Annotated in this window: 19 protein-coding genes; 13 read left to right on the plus strand and 6 right to left on the minus strand. The window is 63.8% G+C overall.

The genetic code is table 11. From position 1 onward, the window contains the following. Nucleotides 1–46: 46 nt before the first annotated feature. Nucleotides 47–3,760 carry a DNA translocase FtsK gene (locus tag B0G77_RS00385; RefSeq protein ID WP_133660353.1) on the plus strand — a complete coding sequence of 1,238 codons (3,714 nt, stop codon included), beginning with the start codon at nt 47–49 and terminating at the stop codon, nt 3,758–3,760. A 65-nt stretch (nt 3,761–3,825) separates the two neighbouring features. Here B0G77_RS00385 and B0G77_RS00390 read toward each other — a convergent pair whose 3' ends face one another. After that, nucleotides 3,826–5,085, minus strand: a complete 1,260-nt coding sequence (locus tag B0G77_RS00390) for a lactonase family protein (protein ID WP_208116374.1) — start codon at nt 5,083–5,085, stop codon at nt 3,826–3,828. Nucleotides 5,086–5,313: 228 nt separating this feature from the next. Here B0G77_RS00390 and B0G77_RS00395 point away from each other — a divergent pair, with 228 nt between their 5' ends. Beyond that, entirely contained in the window at nt 5,314–5,466 is a 153-nt protein-coding gene (locus tag B0G77_RS00395; RefSeq protein WP_133660355.1) for a DUF3096 domain-containing protein, read from the plus strand. Between the two features lie 298 nt (nt 5,467–5,764). On the opposite strand, the gene B0G77_RS00400 is transcribed toward B0G77_RS00395, so the two are convergent. Beyond that, a complete protein-coding gene (locus tag B0G77_RS00400; RefSeq protein ID WP_133663976.1) occupies nt 5,765–6,010 on the minus strand; it encodes a hypothetical protein in 246 nt (81 codons plus the stop codon). Nucleotides 6,011–6,244: 234 nt separating this feature from the next. Between B0G77_RS00400 and B0G77_RS00405 the strand changes: the two genes are divergently transcribed. Beyond that, nucleotides 6,245–8,143, plus strand: coding sequence for a glycoside hydrolase family 15 protein (locus B0G77_RS00405; RefSeq protein WP_279571252.1), 1,899 nt, complete (start codon nt 6,245–6,247; stop codon nt 8,141–8,143). 215 nt (nt 8,144–8,358) lie between these two features. Beyond that, nucleotides 8,359–9,642: a polyhydroxyalkanoate depolymerase gene (gene phaZ / locus B0G77_RS00410; protein ID WP_133660357.1), complete on the plus strand. Its 1,284-nt coding sequence runs from the start codon at nt 8,359–8,361 to the stop codon at nt 9,640–9,642. A gap of 162 nt (nt 9,643–9,804) precedes the next feature. Here the strand turns inward: phaZ and B0G77_RS00415 are convergent, their stop codons facing one another. Next, nucleotides 9,805–10,437, minus strand: a complete 633-nt coding sequence (locus B0G77_RS00415) for a TetR/AcrR family transcriptional regulator (RefSeq protein ID WP_133660358.1) — start codon at nt 10,435–10,437, stop codon at nt 9,805–9,807. Between the two features lie 288 nt (nt 10,438–10,725). Here B0G77_RS00415 and rsxB point away from each other — a divergent pair, with 288 nt between their 5' ends. The 3 genes from rsxB (at nt 10,726) to B0G77_RS00430 (ending at nt 12,872) form a co-directional block, all read left to right on the plus strand. Further along, nucleotides 10,726–11,616 (plus strand): electron transport complex subunit RsxB, encoded by an 891-nt coding sequence (gene rsxB, locus B0G77_RS00420; protein ID WP_208116444.1) that lies wholly within the window; start codon nt 10,726–10,728, stop codon nt 11,614–11,616. 9 nt (nt 11,617–11,625) lie between these two features. Beyond that, nucleotides 11,626–12,270, plus strand: coding sequence for an endonuclease III (nth, locus tag B0G77_RS00425; RefSeq protein ID WP_133660360.1), 645 nt, complete (start codon nt 11,626–11,628; stop codon nt 12,268–12,270). A 167-nt stretch (nt 12,271–12,437) separates the two neighbouring features. Continuing rightward, the gene (locus tag B0G77_RS00430; RefSeq protein ID WP_133660361.1) at nt 12,438–12,872 is read left to right on the plus strand and encodes a DUF1841 family protein; all 435 of its coding nucleotides are present in this window, start codon (nt 12,438–12,440) and stop codon (nt 12,870–12,872) included. A 141-nt stretch (nt 12,873–13,013) separates the two neighbouring features. Here the strand turns inward: B0G77_RS00430 and B0G77_RS00435 are convergent, their stop codons facing one another. Both B0G77_RS00435 and B0G77_RS00440 read right to left on the minus strand, forming a co-directional pair. Beyond that, a complete protein-coding gene (locus tag B0G77_RS00435) occupies nt 13,014–13,397 on the minus strand; it encodes a cytochrome c (RefSeq protein ID WP_133660362.1) in 384 nt (127 codons plus the stop codon). 46 nt (nt 13,398–13,443) lie between these two features. Next, nucleotides 13,444–13,812, minus strand: coding sequence for a c-type cytochrome (locus tag B0G77_RS00440; RefSeq protein ID WP_133660363.1), 369 nt, complete (start codon nt 13,810–13,812; stop codon nt 13,444–13,446). A gap of 298 nt (nt 13,813–14,110) precedes the next feature. Between B0G77_RS00440 and B0G77_RS00445 the strand changes: the two genes are divergently transcribed. The 6 genes from B0G77_RS00445 (at nt 14,111) to yjdN (ending at nt 20,042) form a co-directional block, all read left to right on the plus strand. After that, nucleotides 14,111–14,953, plus strand: a complete 843-nt coding sequence (locus B0G77_RS00445; protein WP_133660364.1) for a MoxR family ATPase — start codon at nt 14,111–14,113, stop codon at nt 14,951–14,953. A 99-nt stretch (nt 14,954–15,052) separates the two neighbouring features. Then, nucleotides 15,053–15,643, plus strand: a complete 591-nt coding sequence (locus tag B0G77_RS00450; protein WP_133660365.1) for a GNAT family protein — start codon at nt 15,053–15,055, stop codon at nt 15,641–15,643. 120 nt (nt 15,644–15,763) lie between these two features. Then, the gene (locus B0G77_RS00455) at nt 15,764–16,939 is read left to right on the plus strand and encodes a VWA domain-containing protein (RefSeq protein WP_133660366.1); all 1,176 of its coding nucleotides are present in this window, start codon (nt 15,764–15,766) and stop codon (nt 16,937–16,939) included. Between the two features lie 57 nt (nt 16,940–16,996). Beyond that, nucleotides 16,997–18,202, plus strand: coding sequence for a benzoate/H(+) symporter BenE family transporter (locus B0G77_RS00460; RefSeq protein ID WP_243751083.1), 1,206 nt, complete (start codon nt 16,997–16,999; stop codon nt 18,200–18,202). 196 nt (nt 18,203–18,398) lie between these two features. Beyond that, nucleotides 18,399–19,352, plus strand: a complete 954-nt coding sequence (gene tal, locus B0G77_RS00465) for a transaldolase (RefSeq protein ID WP_133660368.1) — start codon at nt 18,399–18,401, stop codon at nt 19,350–19,352. A 261-nt stretch (nt 19,353–19,613) separates the two neighbouring features. After that, entirely contained in the window at nt 19,614–20,042 is a 429-nt protein-coding gene (yjdN, locus tag B0G77_RS00470; protein WP_133660369.1) for a VOC family metalloprotein YjdN, read from the plus strand. A gap of 37 nt (nt 20,043–20,079) precedes the next feature. Here the strand turns inward: yjdN and B0G77_RS00475 are convergent, their stop codons facing one another. Beyond that, nucleotides 20,080–21,213 (minus strand): FUSC family protein, encoded by a 1,134-nt coding sequence (locus B0G77_RS00475; RefSeq protein WP_133660370.1) that lies wholly within the window; start codon nt 21,211–21,213, stop codon nt 20,080–20,082. Nucleotides 21,214–21,265: the final 52 nt, after the last annotated feature.

A 21,265-nucleotide genomic window follows, 5' to 3' on the forward strand; every position in this document is an offset into this window, starting at 1 on the left:
TCGACGGATTGCGTTTCTGAGCTTCCGTCATTCGTTGATGTCTAGCATGCACACGGTAGTTTTCAGCTGGTTCGGCGCCTCGGCCGTCTGGCTTCTTCCTCTTTTGTGGCGCCTCGCGAAATCCGTCCTGCCGGGTGGCACCGGCCTGCGCGGTCCGGGCACGATCCGGCTGTGGCTTGGCTTCGTCTGCGTGATGGTCGCGAGTTGCACGCTGGAGACGTCACTGGTTCATATCGCTGGCGTCGACGGTCTGGGGCACGCGCTCGCGACGGGCTTCGGTCATCTGTTCGGACCAATCGCCACGCCGCTCGTGATGGCCGCGCTGCTGCTGGTGAGCCTGCCGTGGCTCGTCGGCTTTCGCTGGTCGCAAGTGGCGTTGTGGGCTGACGGCGCGTTCGGCCTCGGGCTCTCGCGCACGTTCGCGAAGCGCGACGAAGAGGCTCGCCCGCGCCGCGCCGCCGCCGATGACGCACTGCCGTCGCACGCGGCCACGTCCACCTCCATCAATACGATGGCGCCGAAGTCGAACGGTCGCTATGCGCGGCCGACCGTATGGCGTCCGCCCTCGGTTGCGCGGGGGGCGGCGACGGGCGTTGCCGGTGGCGTAGCGGCAGCGGGTGATACACGCGGCGCCTCGCCGCAAGGCAACGCGAGCTGGGGTGGCAGCGCACGTGTTCAGGCGTCGCAGGCTGCCGAGGCTGCGCGCGGACGGGTCAACCCGCCGCAACGGCAGGATGGACGCGCATCGTGGACCCCGTCCGAACCCGTGGCGCCAGCCGAATGGCTTCGAGAGCCGGGCGCGACGACACGCTCATCCGGGCCGTCACGCGATACAACAACGGCGAACGACGCACGACGCAAGGGCGCGACACCCCGTCCGATGGAGGATGCCGGTCCGGGCGCGGCTTCGTGGACTCCCGGTACGGCAGGGACAGCCGGCTCAGCCCAGACTCCGCACCCGGCTCCCCGGCCCACGCAACCGTACGTTCGACCGCCTGCGCCTGGCAGCGTGCGCGCCCCGGCCTATTCGCGGCCAGCGGTCGGCACGCCACGCGTCCCCCCGACCGCGAGCGTGCAGGAAACGCTGCGCAGCATCGAGGAAAACGCTGCGCGCTGGACAACACTCGCCGGCGCCGGCCTCGCCCGTATCAGCGGGACGGAGGCAATGGACAGCGCGCGTAAGGCGTCGGTAGATGTTCCGGCGGAACTTCCCGAGGCGAATGCACCTGTCGAAAACGCTGGCATCGTTGCACCGGTGCCTGCGTCGGCGAGTGCGTCGGCCGACGAGCCTGTTGCGTCCGGGCGGGACCACGCGCCCGATGCGCGCGCTGCAGCTTCGTCTATCGACACACCACTCGCCACGTTCATTTCAGCTTCGCCAGGCAAACAGGCCGACATGGGGGAGGCCCTACCGCCCGTCCCGGTTACGCACATAGGTTCCCCAGACGCCGCGCCGTCCACCCCGACCACCGGCACCGAATCACAAGCACCCGCGCTGATCAGTGAGGTCGCCGCGGTCGCGCTAGCCAATGCCCCTACGGAACCGGCCGCCATCGTTACCGTTGCGCCGTCGCCTGCGACCGCCGGCGTGGAGGCGCAAGCGGATACCTTGCCGCAGCAAACCGACACCCCCCAAGCCTCCAGCGAAGCCACCCGCGAACCGGCAACGCCCGGCGCGTCTTCGGCCGCACACGTGTCGTCGGCGGCACCCTCGCCAGCTCTCGAAGCAGAAAAACCGGCAGCATCCGCTGCGACCGCTGCGACCGCTGAGGCCATGCAGTCGATCATGACTCACCTCGCCGACGTGACGCCCATACACGCGCCCTCGGCCGCCGCGCCGCTGGATGCGCGGGTCGCGCCATGGGAAATGGCAGACGCTGACGTAGCCGAATTCCGCACGGGCTCATCGATGACGTCGCATCATCACGCCCAGCCGCCGACGCATGCCATGGAACCGTCTGCCCGAGTTTCCGCACCGGCGCTCCATGTTGTGGCCGCACCGGCAGAAACCGCCGCGCCAGCCCAGCCGCCAGAAGCTGAAGCCGAATCAGAAGCCGAAACCGACGACACCCCTGCCCTGTCGAACATTGTCCGCTTCCCGGGTGCGCCGCTCGCAGCCGTCGCAACCCTGATCGAACCCACGCGGGCACAGGAACCGGAACTGCAAGACGACGTGCCGTACAACGCACATGACACGTCCGCCGCCCGGCCCGTGATCACGCCGCCGCCACCTCGTGGCCATGCGCCAACCGGCTTCGAATTCCACGCGCCGGCCGCGTCGATGGTCGAACTGCCGTCGCTCGATCTGCTCGAACGCGCGTCGGCGGACGCCGAGCCGATCCCCGAAGAGCGGCTCGCCGAAACCGGCCAGCTGATCGAGCAGCGCCTCCAGGAATTCAAGGTGCCCGTAACCGTCGTCGGCGCCTCGGCGGGCCCGGTCATCACGCGCTTCGAAGTCGAGCCGGCGCTCGGCGTGCGTGGCAGCCAGATCGTCGGCCTGATGAAGGACCTGTCGCGCGGCCTCGGCCTCACGTCGATTCGCGTCGTCGAGACGATTCCCGGCAAGACCTGCATGGGTCTCGAACTGCCGAATGCCAAACGCCAGATGATCCGTCTGTCCGAGATCCTCGAAGCAAACGTCTACCAGAACTCGCGCTCGAATCTGACGCTCGCGATGGGCAAGGACATCACGGGTCATCCCGTCGTCGCGGACCTCGCGAAGGCGCCGCACATGCTGGTCGCGGGCACGACCGGTTCGGGCAAATCGGTGGCGATCAACGCGATGATCGTGTCGCTGCTCTACAAGGCGACGCCCGAGGAAGTGCGCCTCATCATGATCGACCCGAAGATGCTCGAGCTGTCGGTCTACGAGGGCATCCCGCATCTGCTCGCACCGGTCGTCACCGACATGAAGCTCGCCGCGAACGCGCTCAACTGGTGTGTCGGCGAGATGGAAAAGCGCTACCGGCTGATGTCCGCCGTCGGCGTGCGCAACCTTGCGGGCTTCAACCAGAAGATCCGCGATGCCGAGGCCGCCGGCAAGAAGCTCGGCAACCCGTTCTCGCTGACCCCTGAAGCGCCCGAGCCGCTTGCCCCGCTGCCGCTCATCGTCGTTGTGATCGACGAGCTTGCCGACCTGATGATGGTGGCCGGCAAGAAGATCGAAGAACTGATCGCGCGCCTCGCGCAGAAGGCGCGCGCAGCCGGCATCCATCTGATTCTCGCGACGCAGCGGCCGTCGGTGGACGTGATCACCGGCCTCATCAAGGCGAACATTCCGACACGCGTCGCCTTCCAGGTGTCGTCGAAGATCGACTCGCGCACGATTCTCGACCAGATGGGCGCGGAATCGCTGCTCGGCCAGGGTGACATGCTGTTCCTGCCGCCCGGTACCGGTTATCCGCAGCGCGTACACGGTGCATTTGTCGAAGACGAGGAAGTGCACCGAATCGTCGAATATCTGAAGCAGTTCGGCGAGCCGCAGTACGAAGAAGGCATCCTCGACGGCCCGGCGACCGAAGGCGCGGCGCCGGATCTCTTCGGCGACGCGCCGGATGCCGAGGCCGATCCGCTCTACGACGAAGCCGTCGCGTTCGTCGTGCGTACGCGGCGCGCGTCGATCTCTTCTGTGCAGCGGCAGTTGCGCATCGGCTACAACCGCGCGGCGCGCCTGGTCGAACAGATGGAGACCGCAGGCCTCGTCTCGCCGATGGGCATCAACGGCAGTCGCGAAGTGCTCGCGCCCGGGTCGGCAGAATAAACGCGGTTCCTTTCAAACAAGCCGAACCCGGAGGCGCTGCCTCCGGGTCATGCCCCGCCCCGCCGTCAGGACGGTGACACCAGCTTGAAGTCGACCGGCGAACCGATATCGATACGTTTCGGGTTCGGGTCCAGCAGACCGCTCTGCTGATCGCGCCGGAACACGTACGCCGTATCGCTGTTCTGGTTGCCCACGATCAGCCACTGTCCGCTCGGATCGATCGCGAACTCGCGCGGCGCCTCACCCAGGCTCGACTGGTGCCCCACCAGCTTCAGATGACCGTTCGCCGGGTCGACCGAAAAGATCACGATTTCGTTCGCGTCGCCGCGGTTGGTGGCGTAGAGGAAACGGCCGTCCGGCGACAGATGGAGCGCCGCCGCGCCGACCTCGCCCTTGAACCCCGGCTGGGTGAGCGGCAGCGACTGGAGCAGCGTGAGATTGCCGTCGTCGTAGCGAAAGGTGCTGACCGTCGCCGTTAGTTCGCTCGTCAGATACGCATATTTGCCGTCGGAGCCGAAGACGAGATGGCGCGGGCCCGAGCCGGCCTTCGTCTTGGTGTAGCGCGTGTCGGTCGGTCCGAGCAGGCCGCGGCTGCCGTCAGGGGTGTAGCGGTACGCGTACAGCTTGTCGGCGCCGAGATCCTGCGCGAACAGATAACGGCCATCCGGCGAAAAGACCGTCGAATGCACGTGGGCGCTGTCTTGCCGTCCTTTCACCGGCCCGCTGCCTTCGTGATGAACCGTGAGAACGGCTGTACCGATCTGGCCGTCGGCCTCGAGCGGGAAGATCGCAAAGCTCCCGCCGGGATCGGGAGCGACAGAATAGTTGGCCGTCGTCAGATATCTGTCATCGGGCGACAGGCTCAGATAGCACGGATCGTTGCCTTCGGAAGAAACCTTGTTCAGGAAGGTCAACTGGCCGCTCTTCGCATCGAAGCTGAATGCGCTGATGCCGCCGCGCTGGCCGGCAGGGCCGTTGTCGCCAGGCGACTCGTTCACCGCATACACGTGGCGACGATCGGGCGTGACGACGAGATATGACGGGTTCACCGTCCTCGTCGCGGACACCCGGGTGGCTTCACCGGTCTTCGTGTCGAAACGGTAGACGTAGATGCCTTCGCTCTTACCCCCAGTGTAGGTACCGACGATCAGGTCATAGACGCCATCGGCGGGAGGAGCGGCACTTCCCTCAGCAACGGCATGCGTAGCAACGATAGAGACCATGAGTGCGAAACCCCTTATTATCGAGCGACCGGTACGGAGTGGTGCCGCTTGCGGCACGGACGCTGGCACGGCGAATGCTGCCCGGCAGACAGTGCGATGCATGAACCTCCTTCGACATCGGGCTGGTTCGGTTATGGTGTCGCTGGTCTGCCACGCGCGCTGCGGATTTGTTTTCTTGTCGCGCAAGTATAGGGTGGTTGCGGCGGATCGCACAGCCCGTAAGGCCGACAGGCAGGTTTCGTACATGGTTGCGGGCACTGCGCGTGGTCGGGCAACGCATTCGGCATGGTTGTACTTCTAAAAGGCAGTCTCAAACACAACGGAGTCTTCATGAACGTCACCCTCAGCCTCGGTCCACTCGTTGCCTTGATCGCCGGCATTCTTATCCTCGTCATGCCGCGCCTGCTCAACTACATCGTGGCACTGTATCTGATCATCATCGGCGTCATCGGTATTCTCAACGTGGGTTCGAAGCATTTTTGATGGGGGCGCCTAGCTGGGGGCGCCTAGCTGGGGGCGCCTAGCTGGGGGCGCCTAGCTGGGGGCGCCTAGCTGGGGGCGCCTAGCTGGGGGCGCCTGGGGCACGCCAGGTCACGGACGCCCGACCGGCGACACCTGTCCACGAGAACACCCGAGCGCAAACCACCACCTGGCAGCCGAACAGCGGCCTGAATGACGCGCCATGCAACGGCGGCACGCGATGCAAGGCGCATATCGCTGATAGAGATAGCGTGGACTGCATGAATGGGCGGCGCATCGGGCCGCCTGCCGAAACCAGCCCTTAGCCGTTCGAAAGCTGCTCGAGGCGCAACCTTCCCTGCAACGACAGCCCGCCGACGGCATAATGACCGTCACTTTCCTGATAACACTTGAAGCACGCACGTTCGACGAGAAACGCCGCGGCCGTTTCCATTCCGTTGCGCGTCAAACCGAGCTGGCTGGCGTCGAGTGACAACATCGCGTCGTCGGTGAGTTCGCTGGCGGCGGAGAGGATCGTAATGCAATCGGATTTCGACGGGTTCAGCATGGCTTCAATCCCCAAAAGAGCGTTGCGTGGAAACAATGGAAAGCGCTGGAAAGTGGATTCGGGCCACGGCCCGAAAAATCTGATTGTAGGCAGGCAATATTCAGAACGCCAGTTGTCGTTGCAGTGCAGCGTAATGAACCGGATACCCTTGCAGGTCAAGAGCGACAACGCCTCTGAACGATCCATCTATTACCCCTGAACTCCCGCGACAGGTCACGCACCGGACGCATCTATTTGCTGCCCTCTATGCCCTCTCTCATCGAAGACTACGCACTCATCGGCGACGGTCACACCGCCGCGCTGGTCTCCCGCTCAGGCTCCGTCGACTGGCTCTGCTGGCCACGTTTCGACTCCGGCGCCTGCTTCGCTGCGCTGCTCGGCACCGAGGACAACGGCCGCTGGCTGATCGCGCCCGCGGTCGGCGAAGGTTCATCCGAGCCCGTCGCCACGCGCCGCTATCGTGGCGAAACGTTGATTCTCGAGACCGATTTCGAAACGCCCGAGGGCGCTGTCACCGTCATCGATTTCATGCCGCCGGGGAATGGGTCGTCGGAACTGGTACGCATCGTCGTCGGCAAACGCGGCACGGTGCGCATGCAGATGGAACTCGTGCTGCGGTTCGACTACGGCTTCTCCGTGCCGTGGGTGAGCCGGCTCGCGAACGACAGCGGCATCAAGGCGGTGGTCGGCCCAGACACGACCGTACTGCGCACACCTGTCGAAGTACGTGGCGAGAACATGCGCACCGTTGCCGAATTCACGGTCACGGCAGGCGAGCGCGTGCCGTTCTCGCTGGCCTATACGCCGTCGCACCTGCACGCGCCGCCTGCCCGCGATCCGCACACCGCGCTGGCCCGCACCGAAAACTACTGGCTCGAATGGTCGGCGCGCGGCACCGTCGAGGGCCGCTGGGCCGAACCCATCCGCCGCTCGCTGATCACGCTGAAGGCGCTCGCCTATGAGCCGACGGGCGGCATCGTCGCGGCACCGACAACATCGCTGCCCGAACAGCTGGGCGGCACACGCAACTGGGACTACCGCTATTGCTGGCTGCGCGACGCCACGATCACGCTGCTCGCGATGATGCGCGGCGGCCATTTCGACGAAGCGCGCAAGTGGCGCCAGTGGCTGGGCCGCGTGATGGCCGGCTCGCCGCAGCAGTTGCAGATCATGTACAGCATCGCCGGCGAACGGCGTCTGCCTGAGTTCGAGATCGACTGGCTCCCCGGCTATCAGGGCGCCCGACCGGTCCGCGTCGGCAACAATGCCGTCAATCAGTTGCAACTCGACGTTTATGGCGAAGTCATGAACGCGCTGCATCTGGCGCGCGTCGGCGGCCTGCAGGCGGATGAAACGGCGTGGAATATCCAGTGCGCGATGCTCGAACACCTCGAGAAAATCTGGAGTGACCCCGACGAAGGCATCTGGGAGACGCGCGGCGGCCGCCAGCATTTCACTTTTTCTAAAGTCATGGCGTGGGTGGCGTTCGACCGCGCGATCAAGTCGGCCGAAACGTTTAACCTGCCGGCGCCGCTCGATCATTGGCTCCAGGTTTGCGCACAGATTCACGCCGACGTCTGCGCCAAAGGCTGGAACGCCGGACTCAACGCATTCACACAGGTCTACGGCGGCGATGAGCTCGACGCGAGCGTCCTGCTGCTGCCGCTGCTGGGATTTTTGCCACCAGCCGATCCCCGAATCGCAGGCACCGTCGTAGCCGTCGAAAAATACCTGCTGCGTGACGGTTTCGTGATGCGCTACCGCACCACCGAATTCGACGACGGCCTGCCGCCCGGCGAGGGCACCTTTCTCGCCTGCAGTTTCTGGATGGTCGACAACCTCGCCTTGCAGGGCCGCGTACAGGAAGCGATCACCATGTATGAGCGTCTGGTGTCACTTGGAAACGACGTCGGGTTGTTGTCTGAGGAATACGATCCGGCCGCGAAACGGCTCGTCGGTAATTTCCCGCAGGGCTTCTCGCACGTCGCGCTGGTGCATACCGGGCTGAACCTGATGAAACACGAGCAGGAAATGGCGAAAGCGACTGGCCATCCCGCCCACAATGGCGTACCTGCCAGTGAGACGGCTCACGGTAACGGCGGGGACCAAAGCAATGCCTCGGCTGGATCGTAGGGAAGACCCTGTCAGCCTGGCCAAGCCTTTGATTCGTTGACGTTACTTACGTGCGCTGCGCCACGGTTGTTGCATTGCACAATCGGGGTTTGTCCGATATCATCCAATCCGAATGTCGGCCGATAACCAAAGGTCTGCACCCAATAACGGCCCGCCGCAACGCCTTACGCGTTTTTGCGCCGCCCCATGCGAACAACACCAACGCTGGAGCACCCATGCTCTATCAACTGCACGAATTCCAGCGGGCACTTCTGAGCCCGCTTACCGCCTGGGCCCAGGCCGCGTCGAAATCCTTCGCGAATCCGGCCAGCCCGTTTGCGTACGTACCGGGCGCAACCCGGCTATCAGCGGGCTACGAACTGCTCTACCGGCTCGGCAAGGATTACGAAAAACCCGAATTCAACTTGCACCAGATCGTCAAGGACGGCCACAACATCCCGATCGTCGAGCAGACAATCATCGAGAAGCCGTTCTGCCGCCTGCTGCGTTTCAAGCGCTACGCCGATGACAGCGGCGCGGTCTCGCAGCTGAAAGACGAACCGGTGGTGCTGGTGTGCGCGCCGCTGTCGGGCCACCACTCGACGTTGTTGCGCGACACGGTTCGCACGTTGCTGCAGGACCACAAGGTCTACATCACCGACTGGATCGACGCGCGCATGGTGCCGCTCGAAGACGGTCCGTTCCATCTCGACGACTACGTCGCGTACATCCAGGAATTCATCCGGCATATCGGCGCGAAGAATCTGCACGTGATCTCGGTGTGCCAGCCGACGGTGCCGGTGCTCGCGGCCATCTCGCTGATGGCAAGCCGCGGCGAGGACACTCCGCTCACGATGACGATGATGGGTGGCCCGATCGACGCCCGCCGGAGCCCGACGTCCGTCAATTCGCTCGCCACGCAGCACTCGTACGAGTGGTTCGACAACAACGTGATCCACACGGTGCCGCCGAATTATCCGGGCATCGGACGCAAGGTGTATCCGGGCTTCCTGCAGCACACCGGCTTTGTCGCGATGAATCCGGAGCGGCATGCGGCATCGCACTGGGACTACTACCAGAGCCTGCTGCGCGGCGACGAAGAAGATGCCGAGCAGCATCGGAGCTTCTACGACGAATACAACGCCGTGCTCGACATGGCGTCTGAGTACTACCTCGAAACGATCCGTGTCGTGTTCCAGGAGTTCCGGCTCGCCGAAGGCACATGGGATGTCGCCGGCGAACGTGTACGCCCGCAGGACATCACCCGAACGGCGCTGTTCACGATCGAAGGCGAGCTCGACGATATCTCCGGCAGCGGCCAGACGCGCGCTGCGCACGAGCTGTGCAGCGGTATCCCCGAACAGAACAAGCAGCATTTCACCGCCGAGAAGTGCGGCCACTACGGCATTTTCTCGGGCCGCCGCTGGCGCACCATCATTTACCCCCAACTGCGCGACTTCATCCTCGAGTACACCAAGGCGCCCAAAGCCGTACAGGAAAAGGTCGCCGCGCAGGCGTGAAGAGAAGCACGCAGGGCGCCCGTCACCCAGATGGGATGCGCCCGCGCATGACGCGCCGCTTCGTCTGCGCGTCATGCTGTTCAGTCAGGTGCAATGGTTGTGCGTGCATCGATTGCAGGCAGAATGCGCACCCGGTTGTCCGGGTGCCGCTTCCCTGCGACCCTAGCGTCGCATCAGATAGGCCAGCAGCAGTTCCGTGTTCATCTGGACGATCTCACTGCGCTCGCTCGCCGAGCTGAAATCGCGGCCGAGCGTCGCTTCGAGCGTGAAGCGGTTCGACACGATGTAGTAACCCATCCCCGACAACGTCACATAGAAGCGCAGCGGATCGACGTTCGTGCGAAACAGTCCCGCGCGCTGGCCACGTTCGAGAATACTTCCAAGCGTTGCAACGATAGGCGAGATCATTTCGCGAATGCGCGTCGATTTCTGCATGTAGCGTGCCTCATGCAGGTTCTCGTTGTTCACGAGCCGGAGCAGTTCGGGATGATCGCGGTAGTAGTCCCAGACGAAATGCGCAAGACGGGTGATCGCCTCAACGGGTGCAACGCCGTTCAGGTCAAGCAGGCGCTCGGCTTCGTTGAGCGCGCTGAACGCGTGCTCCAGGACGGCGGTGAATAGCTGCTCCTTGCTACCGAAGTAGTAGTAGAGCATGCGTTCATTGGTTTCCGCGCGGCGGGCGATCTGGTCGACGCGAGCGCCGAACAACCCACCATTTGCAAACTCCTCGGCCGCCGCGAGCAGGATGCGGCGACGGGTGCCTTCAGGATCTCTTTTGATTTTCGGCTGATTCATGGTGGCATCATGCTTCGTGAGCCGCGTTATCCGAATCGTGCCGCCGGCCTTCTCCTCGGCCATGCACCGACAGCACAAACGGGCGCGCCATGTTGGGGGAACACCCTTCTGCGGTCTTTCGAAAAAGCGCTTCGATTATGGCACATGGTTTGCGAAGCACAATCAGGAAAATCGGCGATAATGGCTCATTTAGCGGATGCCTTGCCGCGCAAGCAGCGCAGAACCTGCTCCGCACTGCCGCCGCAACCGGCCTACCCCCATGACTGACAGCCGGCAAGCCCCGAAGTCCTGACCGTGACCGATTCCAGAACAGTAGCTGATCGCATCGAAGATCTGCTCCCCCAGACACAATGCACGAAATGCGGCTACCAAGGCTGCCGCCCCTACGCCGAGGCGATCGCCCGAGGCGAGGCGAACTATAACCAGTGCCCGCCGGGCGGCGCCGAAGGGGTTGAGCGCCTCGCCGACCTGCTCGGCAAAGCGGTCATCCCGCTCAATCCCGACAATGGCGTCGAACGCGTCCGCCCGGTGGCTGTCGTCGACGAAAACCTGTGTATCGGCTGCACGCTGTGCATACAGGCTTGCCCGGTCGATGCAATCGTCGGCGCCCCAAAGCAGATGCACACCGTCATTGGAAAGCTATGCACCGGCTGTGACCTTTGCGTCGCGCCCTGCCCGGTCGACTGTATCGCGATGGTGCCCGTCACCGACGGGCTAACCGGTTGGGACGCGTGGTCGCAGGAACAGGCGGACGCGGCTCGCCAACGTTATGAACGCCGCAACGCCCGGCTCACGCGCGAGCGCGAGGCGGCCGAAGCGCGCGCAGCGGCGCGCCGTGCCGCCAGCGCGGGAGTGGGCGCCGGAGCAGGCGTGTCGGCCACCGCTGCCGCCGACACGAGCGCTACCGGCTCATCCAACGAGGACCCTGAAGCGAAGAAACGCGCCATTATCCAGGCCGCACTCGAACGGGCGCGCAAGAAGAAAGAAGCGCTTTCCACGCAAGGCCAGGGTCCGCAGAATACGGAGCAGGTGAGCGCCGATGTACAGGCGCAGATCGACGCCGTTGAAGCACGGCGTCGCCGCCTTGGCATCGCGCCGGAGGCAACGGATGGGGAAGCCAGGCACTCCACGCAGGAAGGCGCAGGCAGTGCCGACGATACCCACTCAACCCATTCCTGAGCGCCGCGCATGAACGCGAACAAACGCCGCGCCATCTACGAAACGCTGCAGAGCCTCAACCCGCACCCGACGACCGAGCTCGAATACACGACACCGTTCGAACTGCTGATCGCGGTGATGCTCTCGGCGCAGGCCACCGACGTATCGGTGAACAAAGCGATGCGCAGGATGTTCCCGGTCGCCAATACGCCACAGAAGATCCTCGAACTTGGAGAGGAAGGCGTCGCCGATTACATCAAGACGATCGGGCTCTACAGGACCAAGGCGAAGAACGTCGTCGCCACCTGCCGCATCCTGCTCGAACAGTATGGCGGTGAGGTTCCGGCTGATCGCGAGGCGCTGGAGAGTCTGCCCGGCGTCGGCCGCAAGACAGCGAATGTCGTGCTGAACACGGCGTTCGGCCATTCGACGATCGCCGTCGATACGCACATCTTTCGGGTTGCCAATCGAACGGGGCTTGCGCCAGGCAAGGACGTGCGCGCCGTCGAAATCGCACTGGAAAAATTCACGCCCGCCGAGTTCCTGCAGGATGCCCATCATTGGCTGATCCTGCATGGCCGCTATGTCTGCAAGGCTCGCCGGCCCGAGTGCTGGCACTGCGTGATCGAGCCGTTGTGCGAGTTCAAACAGAAAACACCGCCGCCGGACCTTTGACTGACGTCCGCCCGGGTGAGCCCCGCTCTGCGGCACGCCTGAGTCCGCTTCGCGACGTCACACCGCCCAGAGGCCGCCAGCGGGCCTTTTCCGCCCGGCGTAAAATGACGGCTTGCCGTTGCGGACAGCCAGTCTCTCCGCCTCTCACTTCCCCGATCCAGCCCACGATGTTCAATCCCAGCCGCGACGAAGTCCGACATTTTTTCACCGACACCTGGCGCAAACAACGCGCGGGTGAAATCCTCACGCCGCTCGAAGCGATCGCCGCCGACTGGATCGTCGAGCATCCCGAATACCATGCGGATCTGTCAGACACCGAGGCCGCGACTGCGCAGGACTATTCGCCCGAGCGGGAACAAACGAACCCGTTCCTGCATCTCTCCATGCATCTGGCGATCAGCGAACAGCTCTCTATCGACCAGCCGCCGGGCATCCGTGCTGCTCATGAGCGTCTCGCTAGCCGCCTCGGGTCGACCCACGACGCGCAGCACGCGATCATGGACTGCCTCGGCGAAACCATCTGGGAAGCTCAGCGCACCGGCACGCCACCGGACACGGACGCATATCTCGCCCGCATTGAACGCCGCGCTTCACGGGACTGAGCAAGCCGCGCAGGCGCCGCGAGCCACAGGCGTCATGGCGCGCCGCAATCGGCAAGCCTGCACGTACCACTTGGCAGATAACAGAACACCCCGCCGTAGCGGGGTGTTCTGTTATCTGCGAACCAGTCACGCGAGGCGTGCTTACTTCTTCTGCACGAGATCGCCGTCGATCGATTCGATATAGGCCGCGATGTCTTTCATGTCGCCTTGCGAGAGGCTCTGCACCTGCGCCTGCATGATCGCGTTGTTGCGACCGAGGTGCGGGTTGCCGGTGCCCATCTGATACTGGCGCAACGCCCAGTAGACGTAATCGGCATGCTGACCCGCGAGCTTCGGATATTCCGGGCTCACCGGCTTGTTGAGGTTCGGGCCGTGGCAGGCCGCGCAGTTATGGCTGTCGGCGAGCACCTTGCCGTTGGACGCATCGGCTGCGTGCGCGACATTCGACGCGACGAAACCAGCGAAAACGACCGACGCGCACGCAGCCTTGAACACCGTGTGGAGTGCCTGATGGGGCTTCTTCATGAATTCTCCTATCCCGCGAATTGAATGAGCTGGTGACCGACGCCGATCACTTGTTGGGATTGTTCTTCGAAGAGACCGTTTGCGCCGCGTAGTACGCCGCGATGTCGGCAATGTCCTGATCGGACAGCGACGCCGCAACGGCATGCATCGATTCGAAATGGCGGTCGCCCTTCCGGTAGGCGCGCAGCGCGCTTTCGAGGTATGGCGCATTCTGGCCGCCCAGCATCGGCACCCGGTAGACCTGCGGATACGCCGTGCGGTAGCCGGGAATGCCGTGGCAGCCAATACACATCGCGACCTTGCCCTGGCCCGCCTTCGCGTTGCCAACGACATCCGCCGCCTGCGCGCTGGCCGCAAAGCCTGCGAGCGCCGACAGCGCTGCGATCACGAGGTGTTTGCCGACGATTCTGTTCATAGGTTGTAACCTGGCATGAGGGGAAACGGGCGCCCAAAAAGGCAACGGCCTGCGCCGTTATTCTTGTAAAGGAGCCACGCAGGCCAAAAAAATCGCGCTAATTGTACCGCGACGCCACGCCGGACGTCCACCGGGCGGGCGCGAGAGCCGGGTGCACTGCGTTTGTACAGCCGCGCCCGCGAACCGCTGTCGTGTGCGGCATACGCGGGTCACACTGCGGTCTACACCATACGCGAGCCCGTTTCAGGCAGAAAGGGCTTCTGACTTATACTGCAATTTTTCGAGAGAGCAGTTCGCCATGCGTTTCGAAGGCTCATCGCAGTACGTCGCCACCGACGACCTCAAGCTCGCGGTCAATGCCGCGATGACGCTCAAACGGCCGCTGCTCATCAAGGGCGAGCCCGGCACGGGCAAAACGATGCTCGCGGAAGAAGTCGCGGCAGCGCTCGGCATGCCGCTTCTGCAGTGGCACATCAAGTCCACCACGAAGGCGCAGCAAGGCCTCTACGAGTACGACGCGGTCTCGCGCCTACGCGACTCGCAGCTCGGCGACGAGCGTGTGAAAGACATCGGCAACTACATCGTCAAAGGCGTGCTGTGGCAGGCTTTCGAGTCCGACCAGCAGGTCGTGCTGCTGATCGACGAGATCGACAAGGCCGACATCGAATTCCCGAACGACCTGTTGCGCGAACTCGACCGCATGGAATTCTATGTGTACGAGACGCGCGAGCTCGTGAAAGCGAAACAGCGCCCGCTCGTGATCATCACGTCGAACAACGAGAAGGAACTGCCGGATGCGTTCCTGCGCCGCTGCTTCTTCCACTACATCCGGTTCCCCGATGCGCAGACGATGGAGCAGATCGTCGAGGTCCACTATCCGGGCATCAAGAAGGCGCTGGTGGCTGCCGCGCTGCAGAGCTTCTTCGAACTGCGCAACGTGTCAGGCTTGAAGAAGAAGCCGTCGACGTCGGAACTGCTCGACTGGCTGAAGCTCCTGCTCGCGGAAGACATTCCCCCAGAAGCCCTGCGTTCGGCGGATCACAAGCAGATCATCCCGCCGCTGCATGGCGCGCTCTTGAAGAACGAACAGGACGTGAGCCTCTTCGAGCGGCTCATATTCATGAACCGCAACAACCGCTAGACGGCCGATGACGGGGTGCGACAGAATGTCGCGCCCTCCGCCTTGCGCGGGAACCGGCATTGCATCCGCAACAGACAACACGCGCACGGAGACCGTTATATGAGCCGATGGATCGAGCCCGTTATCCTGAAGGGCCAACACGTCAGCCTCGAACCACTGACCCTCGATCACGAGCAGGCCATCGCCGCGGCCGCCGCCGACGGCGAACTGTGGAATCTCTGGTACACGAGCGTGCCGGCGCCGGGCACCGAGCGCGCATGGATCGAAGCAGCGCTCGCGATGCGCGACAACCTCGGCGCGCAACCCTTCGTCGTGCGCGACGTCGGGTCGGGCGACATCGTCGGCTCGACGCGCATGTTCAATGTCGAAGCGGCGCATCGCCGGCTCGAGATCGGTCATACGTGGTACGCGAAGCGCGTGCAGCGCACGCCGCTCAATACCGAAGCCAAGCTGCTGCTGCTCACACACGCCTTCGAATCGCTGCGCGCAATCGCTGTCGAGTTCCGCACGCATTTCATGAACCAGCAGTCGCGCACCGCCATCGAGCGGCTCGGTGCGAAGCAGGACGGCATCCTGCGCAATCACCAGATCGGCAAGGATGGCGTGTTGCGCGACACCGTGGTGTTCTCGATCATCGAATCGGAATGGCCGGCGGTGGGCGCCAACCTGAAGTACAAGCTCGGGCGTTGATCCGCCCGTCGACACACTTATCGAAAGCGCACATCCAGTCACGCGCACACGCGACCAGCAAACCGGACGAAGCGGGACGAAGCGGGACGAGATCCGCACAGGCACCACAGAGGAAACAGCATGTTGATCGACTTCTTCTATTCGCTGCGCGCCGCGAAACTGCCGGTTTCGGTGAAGGAATACCTGACGCTGCTCGAAGCGCTGAAGGCGAACGTGATCGCGCCGTCGCTCGACGAGTTCTATTACCTCGCGCGCCTCACGCTCGTGAAGGACGAGCAGTATTTCGACCGCTTCGATCAGGCTTTCGGCGAGTATTTCCGCGGCGTCGAAGGCAAGTCGGAGCTTGTGCTCGACGTGCCGCTCGACTGGCTGAAAAAGAAGCTGCAGCGCGACCTGTCGCCCGAGGAGAAAGCGCAGATCGAAGCGATGGGCGGTCTCGACAAGCTGATGGAGCGCCTGAAGGAACTCTTCGAAGAACAGAAAGGTCGCCACGAAGGCGGCAACAAATGGATCGGCACGGGCGGCACGTCGCCGTTCGGCAATGGCGGCTACAACCCGGAAGGCATCCGCATCGGCGGCGAAGCGTCGGGCAACCGTACGGCCGTCAAGGTGTGGGAAGCACGCGCGTACCGCGACTACGACGATCAGGTCGAGATCGGCACGCGCAACATCAAGGTCGCGTTGCGCCGCCTGCGCCGTTTCGCGCGCGAAGGCGCGGCCGAAGAACTCGATCTGCCCGACACGATCCGCAGCACCGCCGCGAACGCCGGCTGGCTCGACCTGAAGATGGTCCCCGAGCGGCACAACAATGTGAAGGTGCTGATGCTGCTCGACGTCGGCGGATCCATGGACGATCACGTGAAGCGCACCGAAGAGCTTTTCTCCGCGACCAAGGCCGAGTTCAAGCATCTCGAGTTCTATTACTTCCACAACTGCGTGTACGACTTCCTGTGGAAGCACAACCGGCGCCGCCATGCCGAGCGCACGCCGACGTGGGACGTGCTGCACAGGTTCGCACCCGACTACAAGCTCATCTTCGTCGGCGACGCGACGATGAGCCCGTACGAAGTCGTGCAGGCCGGCGGCTCGGTCGAATACAACAACGCGGAGCCGGGCGCCGTGTGGCTGCGTCGCCTCGCCGATCAGTTTCCGCACCATGCGTGGCTGAATCCGGAGCCGGAGGGCCTGTGGGAATACCGGCAATCGGTGTCGATCATCCGTGAACTGCTCGGTCACCGGATGTATCCGCTCACCCTCGCCGGTCTCGAAGCCGCGATGCGCATGCTCAGCAAATAGCGCCCAATACCCCAGTTACACTCAAACCTTCGAAAGAACCGCATGACGCAGTCTCCTATGCCTGAACTGTCCCCTTCCGCGGCACGTCCCGCGCGGCTCAGGCCCTTTGCCGATACCTCCGTGTCCGCCGTCGTCGCGGGCTTCGTCGCGATGATGACCGGCTACACCAGCTCGCTGGTGCTGATGTTCCAGGCCGGCCAGGCCGCGCATCTGAGCGACGCGCAGATCTCGTCGTGGATCTGGGCGCTGTCGATTGGCATGGCGCTCACCACCATTGGCCTGTCACTGAAGTTTCGTGCGCCGATCGTGATCGCCTGGTCGACGCCGGGGGCCGCGTTGCTCGTCGCGTCTCTGCCGCATGTGGCCTACCCCGAGGCAATCGGCGCGTTCATCGTCTGCGCATTGCTGCTAACCGTCGTCGGCCTGACCGGCTGGTTCGATACGCTGATGAAGAAGATTCCCGCAGGCATTGCGTCGGCCCTGCTGGCCGGCATCCTGTTCGAGATCGGCATCGAGATCTTCCGCGCGGCGCAGGTCCAGACGGCGCTCGTGCTAACGATGTTCTTCGTCTACCTCGTCATCAAGCGCTTCGCGCCGCGCTATGCGATCGTGACGACGCTCGTGGTGGGCACGGCGGTGGCCGGCGGGCTCGGGCTCCTCGACTTCAGCCGCTTTCACGTCGCGCTCGCGCGCCCGGTCCTGACGATGCCGGTGTTTTCCCTCGCCGCGATCATCAGTATCGGGATTCCGCTCTTCGTCGTCGCGATGGCGTCGCAGAACGTGCCCGGCATCGCCGTGCTGCGTGCGGACGGCTATACGACGCCCTCCGCGCCGCTGATCGCGACGACGGGCATCGCCTCGCTGATCCTCGCGCCTTTCGGCTCGCACGGGATCAACCTGGCCGCCATCACCGCGGCCATCTGCACCGGTCATGAAGCCCATGAAGACCGTTCGAAGCGCTATACCGCGGCTGTCTGGTGCGGCACTTTCTACCTGATCGCCGGCATTTTCGGCGCGACAATCGCAGCGCTGTTCGCTTCGCTGCCCAAGGCGCTGGTGGTGTCGGTCGCGGCGCTCGCGCTGTTCGGCTCGATCATGAGCGGCCTCGCCAACGCCATGCAGGACGTGAAGCAGCGCGAAGCGGCGCTCGTCACGTTCATGGTGACGGCCTCCGGGCTTACGCTGCTGTCGATCGGCTCCGCGTTCTGGGGGCTGGTAGCCGGCGTGCTGACCCAGTTCGTGCTGACTGCCCGCCGCACGTGAGCCGGCAGGCGCGAACGAAATGCCGATGCGACATTGTCAAAACCGCATCATCCGATCCGCCATAGAATAGAAGTATCGGGCGGCGCTTTACGGCAGGGTTGCGTAAGCGTCGCATGTGAGCGGCTGCCGCCAGCGTCCCCAGCAGCAGTCTCATCTTTCCCTGGACCACGGCGCGTGTGCGCCCAGAAGGCTCGACATGACTACCGCACTCGATCAGCTCAAGCAATACACGACTGTCGTCGCCGACACCGGCGACTTCCAGCAACTCGCCCAGTACAAGCCGCGGGACGCGACCACCAATCCGTCGCTGATCCTCAAGGCCGTGCAGAAGGACGACTATCGTCCGCTGCTCGAGAAAACCGTACGCGATCACGCGTCGAAACCGGTCGGCGCGATCATCGATCAGTTGCTGATCGCATTCGGCACTGAAATTCTCAAGATCATTCCGGGCCGCGTATCCACCGAAGTCGACGCGCGCCTGTCGTTCGACACGCAAGCGTCGATCGCCAAGGCCCACGAACTGATCGGTTTCTACAAGGCCGCCGGCATCGAACGTGAACGCGTGCTGATCAAGCTCGCGTCGACATGGGAAGGCATCCGCGCCGCCGAAGTCCTGCAGAAAGACGGCATCAAATGCAACATGACGCTGCTGTTCTCGCTCGCCCAGGCCGCCGCCTGCGCCGAAGCGGGCGCGCAACTGATTTCGCCGTTCGTCGGGCGCATCTACGACTGGTACAAGAAGAACGCCGGCGCCAACTGGGACGAGGCGAAAGACGGCGGCGCGAACGATCCGGGCGTGCAGTCGGTGCGCCGCATTTACGCGTACTACAAGAAGTTCGGCTACCCGACCGAAGTGATGGGCGCGAGCTTCCGCACCACCACGCAGATCACCGAACTGGCCGGCTGCGACCTGCTGACGATCAGCCCCGACCTGCTGCAGAAGCTGCAGGACAGCACGGAAACGGTTGAACGCAAGCTGTCGCCGGAGCTCGGCAAGAGCGCCGACATCAAGAAGGTGCCGGTCGACGAGTCGTCGTTCCGCTTCCAGGTCAACGACGAGGCGATGGCGACCGAAAAGCTCGCCGAAGGCATCCGCGCGTTCGCGGCCGACGCCGTCAAGCTCGAAAAACTGATCGAGGGTCTGCGCTAGCCCCCGCAGGCACTTCGCCGATCTGCGCGTGGCCGCCCGGCCACGCGCGCTGTTTTTTGCGCTGTTTTTCCCTCACTTCCGCGCCGCCTCAGACTTCCGCCCCCTCAGCCTTCTGCCCCCTCTTCGCGGAACTTCACACGTCGTCACAATTGGCGCGGCTGCAGCGCCTACAATCATCTGCACTGTCACGTCCCGACTTGCCGCATTGCGGCAAAGAGGTCAGCGGCGCCCCGCCCGCGTGACGCATACCAGGAGATGAGAATGCAAGTCCAGCCTTATGTATTTTTCAACGGCCGTTGCGAAGAGGCGCTGACGTTCTATCGAGAGAAACTCGGCGCCGAGGTGCTGTTCCAGATGCGCTTCAAGGACGCGCCGCCCTCAAACGAACACCCCGTCGCACCAGGCACGGAAGACAAGATCATGCACGCCACGCTGCGGATCGGCACGACCGAACTGATGGCTTCCGACGGCGACTGCAAAGCCCAGGCCACTCCGTATGCCGGCTTCAGCCTGTCACTCACCGCCGACGACGCCGCCGCCGGCGAAAAGCTGTTCAACGCGCTGGCTGACGGCGGCAAGATTACGTTGCCATGGCAAGCCACCTTCTGGAGCAAAGGGTTCGGCATGGTCGCGGACCGGTTTGGTGTCCAGTGGATGGTGACGATTCCGCACGAAGCGAGTCCGCAGTGAGGCGGTGAGGAAGCGTCGCAGTGACTCAGGCCGTGCCCTACCCGAGCGCCAGCACCCGCGAGTGCAGCTCGATGTTCCACTGCGACTCCGTTTCCAGCAGTAGCGCGCGCAACCGGTCCACCTGCTCGGCTATCCTCAGGCCCAGCCAGTAAGGCCCCTGCAGATCGGCAGGCAGACCAGCCGCAAGCGCAGGATCTGGCTCCTTCAGCGCCGACGCTTCTGGAATCCGGAACCGCGTCGCGCCCGCGAAGCGCAGGGCGCGCGCCATCGCGAGCAGGGTCGCGCGCACCGTCCGCACCTCGATCCCGCATTGCCGCGCAAAGGCTTCACGCCCGGCAGCATCGAGATGCGCGAGCGCGCCCGTCGCCATCAACTCGATTGCACTCAGGAGCGCCCGGTGCAACCGTTGAATCTCTTCAAGCCGCGTCTGCGGCACGTCGATTTCCTTTGCCACCGACGGGATCAACGCGCGCAACTGCACCAGCCGCGCGCTCAGCACCAGAAAGATTTTCAACTGCTCGTCGGCACAGAACGGCTTGCCACTCAGCATCCGCGCGTAGACTCGCGCGCACGCGCGCAGATTGTCGGCGAGCAGGTAGCGCCATGAATAGGTTGCGTGCAGCGGTAGTGCGAACGAAAACGCGAGCGCAACCACGATGCCGATCATCACGTTCAACGTGCGCCAGAGACCTGTGTCGATCAGGTTGTCGCCGTGACCCGCGACGATACACATCGTGATCGCCGTCAGGAGCGCGATGTAGCCCGGCTTGCCGATCGCGAACCACGCGCAGATGGCGGCTACCACCGACATCAGCAGATAGGTGAGCGGCAGCGAGCCAATCAGGTCGCGCTGAAGGATCATCACGAGCCCGATGGTCGCGCCAAGCATCGTCCCGAGCGCCCGCTCGGCGGCCTTTTTGCGGATGTTGCCGTGATGCTGCAAGCCGCCGATGACGACCAGCAGCGTCACCGACGCCCAGATGCCGTGCGGAATATTGATCCCGGTCGTCGCGAGTATCGATACCAGCATCGCGAGGCCGACCCGCAGGCTGTGAACGAGCCTGGCGTGCCGATACCGGTAGTAAGGCGAACCGATCACGCGCACCATTCGCCCCGTGCGTCCAAAACGCGTGCGACGTGGCGGAAGGGGGTCGGAATCGGCACTAGCCATGCTGACGGAGCGGTCTGATTGATTCGGAGAGACTTCAGTATCGCCCACCAGA

Origin of the sequence: Paraburkholderia sp. BL10I2N1 (assembly GCF_004361815.1) — a bacterium.
In the GTDB taxonomy this organism is placed as follows: domain Bacteria; phylum Pseudomonadota; class Gammaproteobacteria; order Burkholderiales; family Burkholderiaceae; genus Paraburkholderia.

Coding starts and splice junctions, on each gene's coding strand:
- B0G77_RS00460 (WP_243751083.1), top strand. CDS start 16,997: ATGCCTGAACTGTCCCCTTCCGCGGCACGTCCCGCGCGGCTCAGGCCC.
- nth (WP_133660360.1), top strand. CDS start 11,626: ATGAACGCGAACAAACGCCGCGCCATCTACGAAACGCTGCAGAGCCTC.
- B0G77_RS00395 (WP_133660355.1), top strand. CDS start 5,314: ATGAACGTCACCCTCAGCCTCGGTCCACTCGTTGCCTTGATCGCCGGC.
- B0G77_RS00455 (WP_133660366.1), top strand. CDS start 15,764: ATGTTGATCGACTTCTTCTATTCGCTGCGCGCCGCGAAACTGCCGGTT.
- tal (WP_133660368.1), top strand. CDS start 18,399: ATGACTACCGCACTCGATCAGCTCAAGCAATACACGACTGTCGTCGCC.
- B0G77_RS00435 (WP_133660362.1), bottom strand. CDS start 13,397: ATGAAGAAGCCCCATCAGGCACTCCACACGGTGTTCAAGGCTGCGTGC.
- B0G77_RS00450 (WP_133660365.1), top strand. CDS start 15,053: ATGAGCCGATGGATCGAGCCCGTTATCCTGAAGGGCCAACACGTCAGC.
- B0G77_RS00400 (WP_133663976.1), bottom strand. CDS start 6,010: ATGCTGAACCCGTCGAAATCCGATTGCATTACGATCCTCTCCGCCGCC.
- B0G77_RS00475 (WP_133660370.1), bottom strand. CDS start 21,213: ATGGCTAGTGCCGATTCCGACCCCCTTCCGCCACGTCGCACGCGTTTT.
- phaZ (WP_133660357.1), top strand. CDS start 8,359: ATGCTCTATCAACTGCACGAATTCCAGCGGGCACTTCTGAGCCCGCTT.
- B0G77_RS00440 (WP_133660363.1), bottom strand. CDS start 13,812: ATGAACAGAATCGTCGGCAAACACCTCGTGATCGCAGCGCTGTCGGCG.
- B0G77_RS00445 (WP_133660364.1), top strand. CDS start 14,111: ATGCGTTTCGAAGGCTCATCGCAGTACGTCGCCACCGACGACCTCAAG.
- B0G77_RS00390 (WP_208116374.1), bottom strand. CDS start 5,085: ATGCATCGCACTGTCTGCCGGGCAGCATTCGCCGTGCCAGCGTCCGTG.
- B0G77_RS00415 (WP_133660358.1), bottom strand. CDS start 10,437: ATGAATCAGCCGAAAATCAAAAGAGATCCTGAAGGCACCCGTCGCCGC.
- B0G77_RS00430 (WP_133660361.1), top strand. CDS start 12,438: ATGTTCAATCCCAGCCGCGACGAAGTCCGACATTTTTTCACCGACACC.
- yjdN (WP_133660369.1), top strand. CDS start 19,614: ATGCAAGTCCAGCCTTATGTATTTTTCAACGGCCGTTGCGAAGAGGCG.
- B0G77_RS00385 (WP_133660353.1), top strand. CDS start 47: ATGCACACGGTAGTTTTCAGCTGGTTCGGCGCCTCGGCCGTCTGGCTT.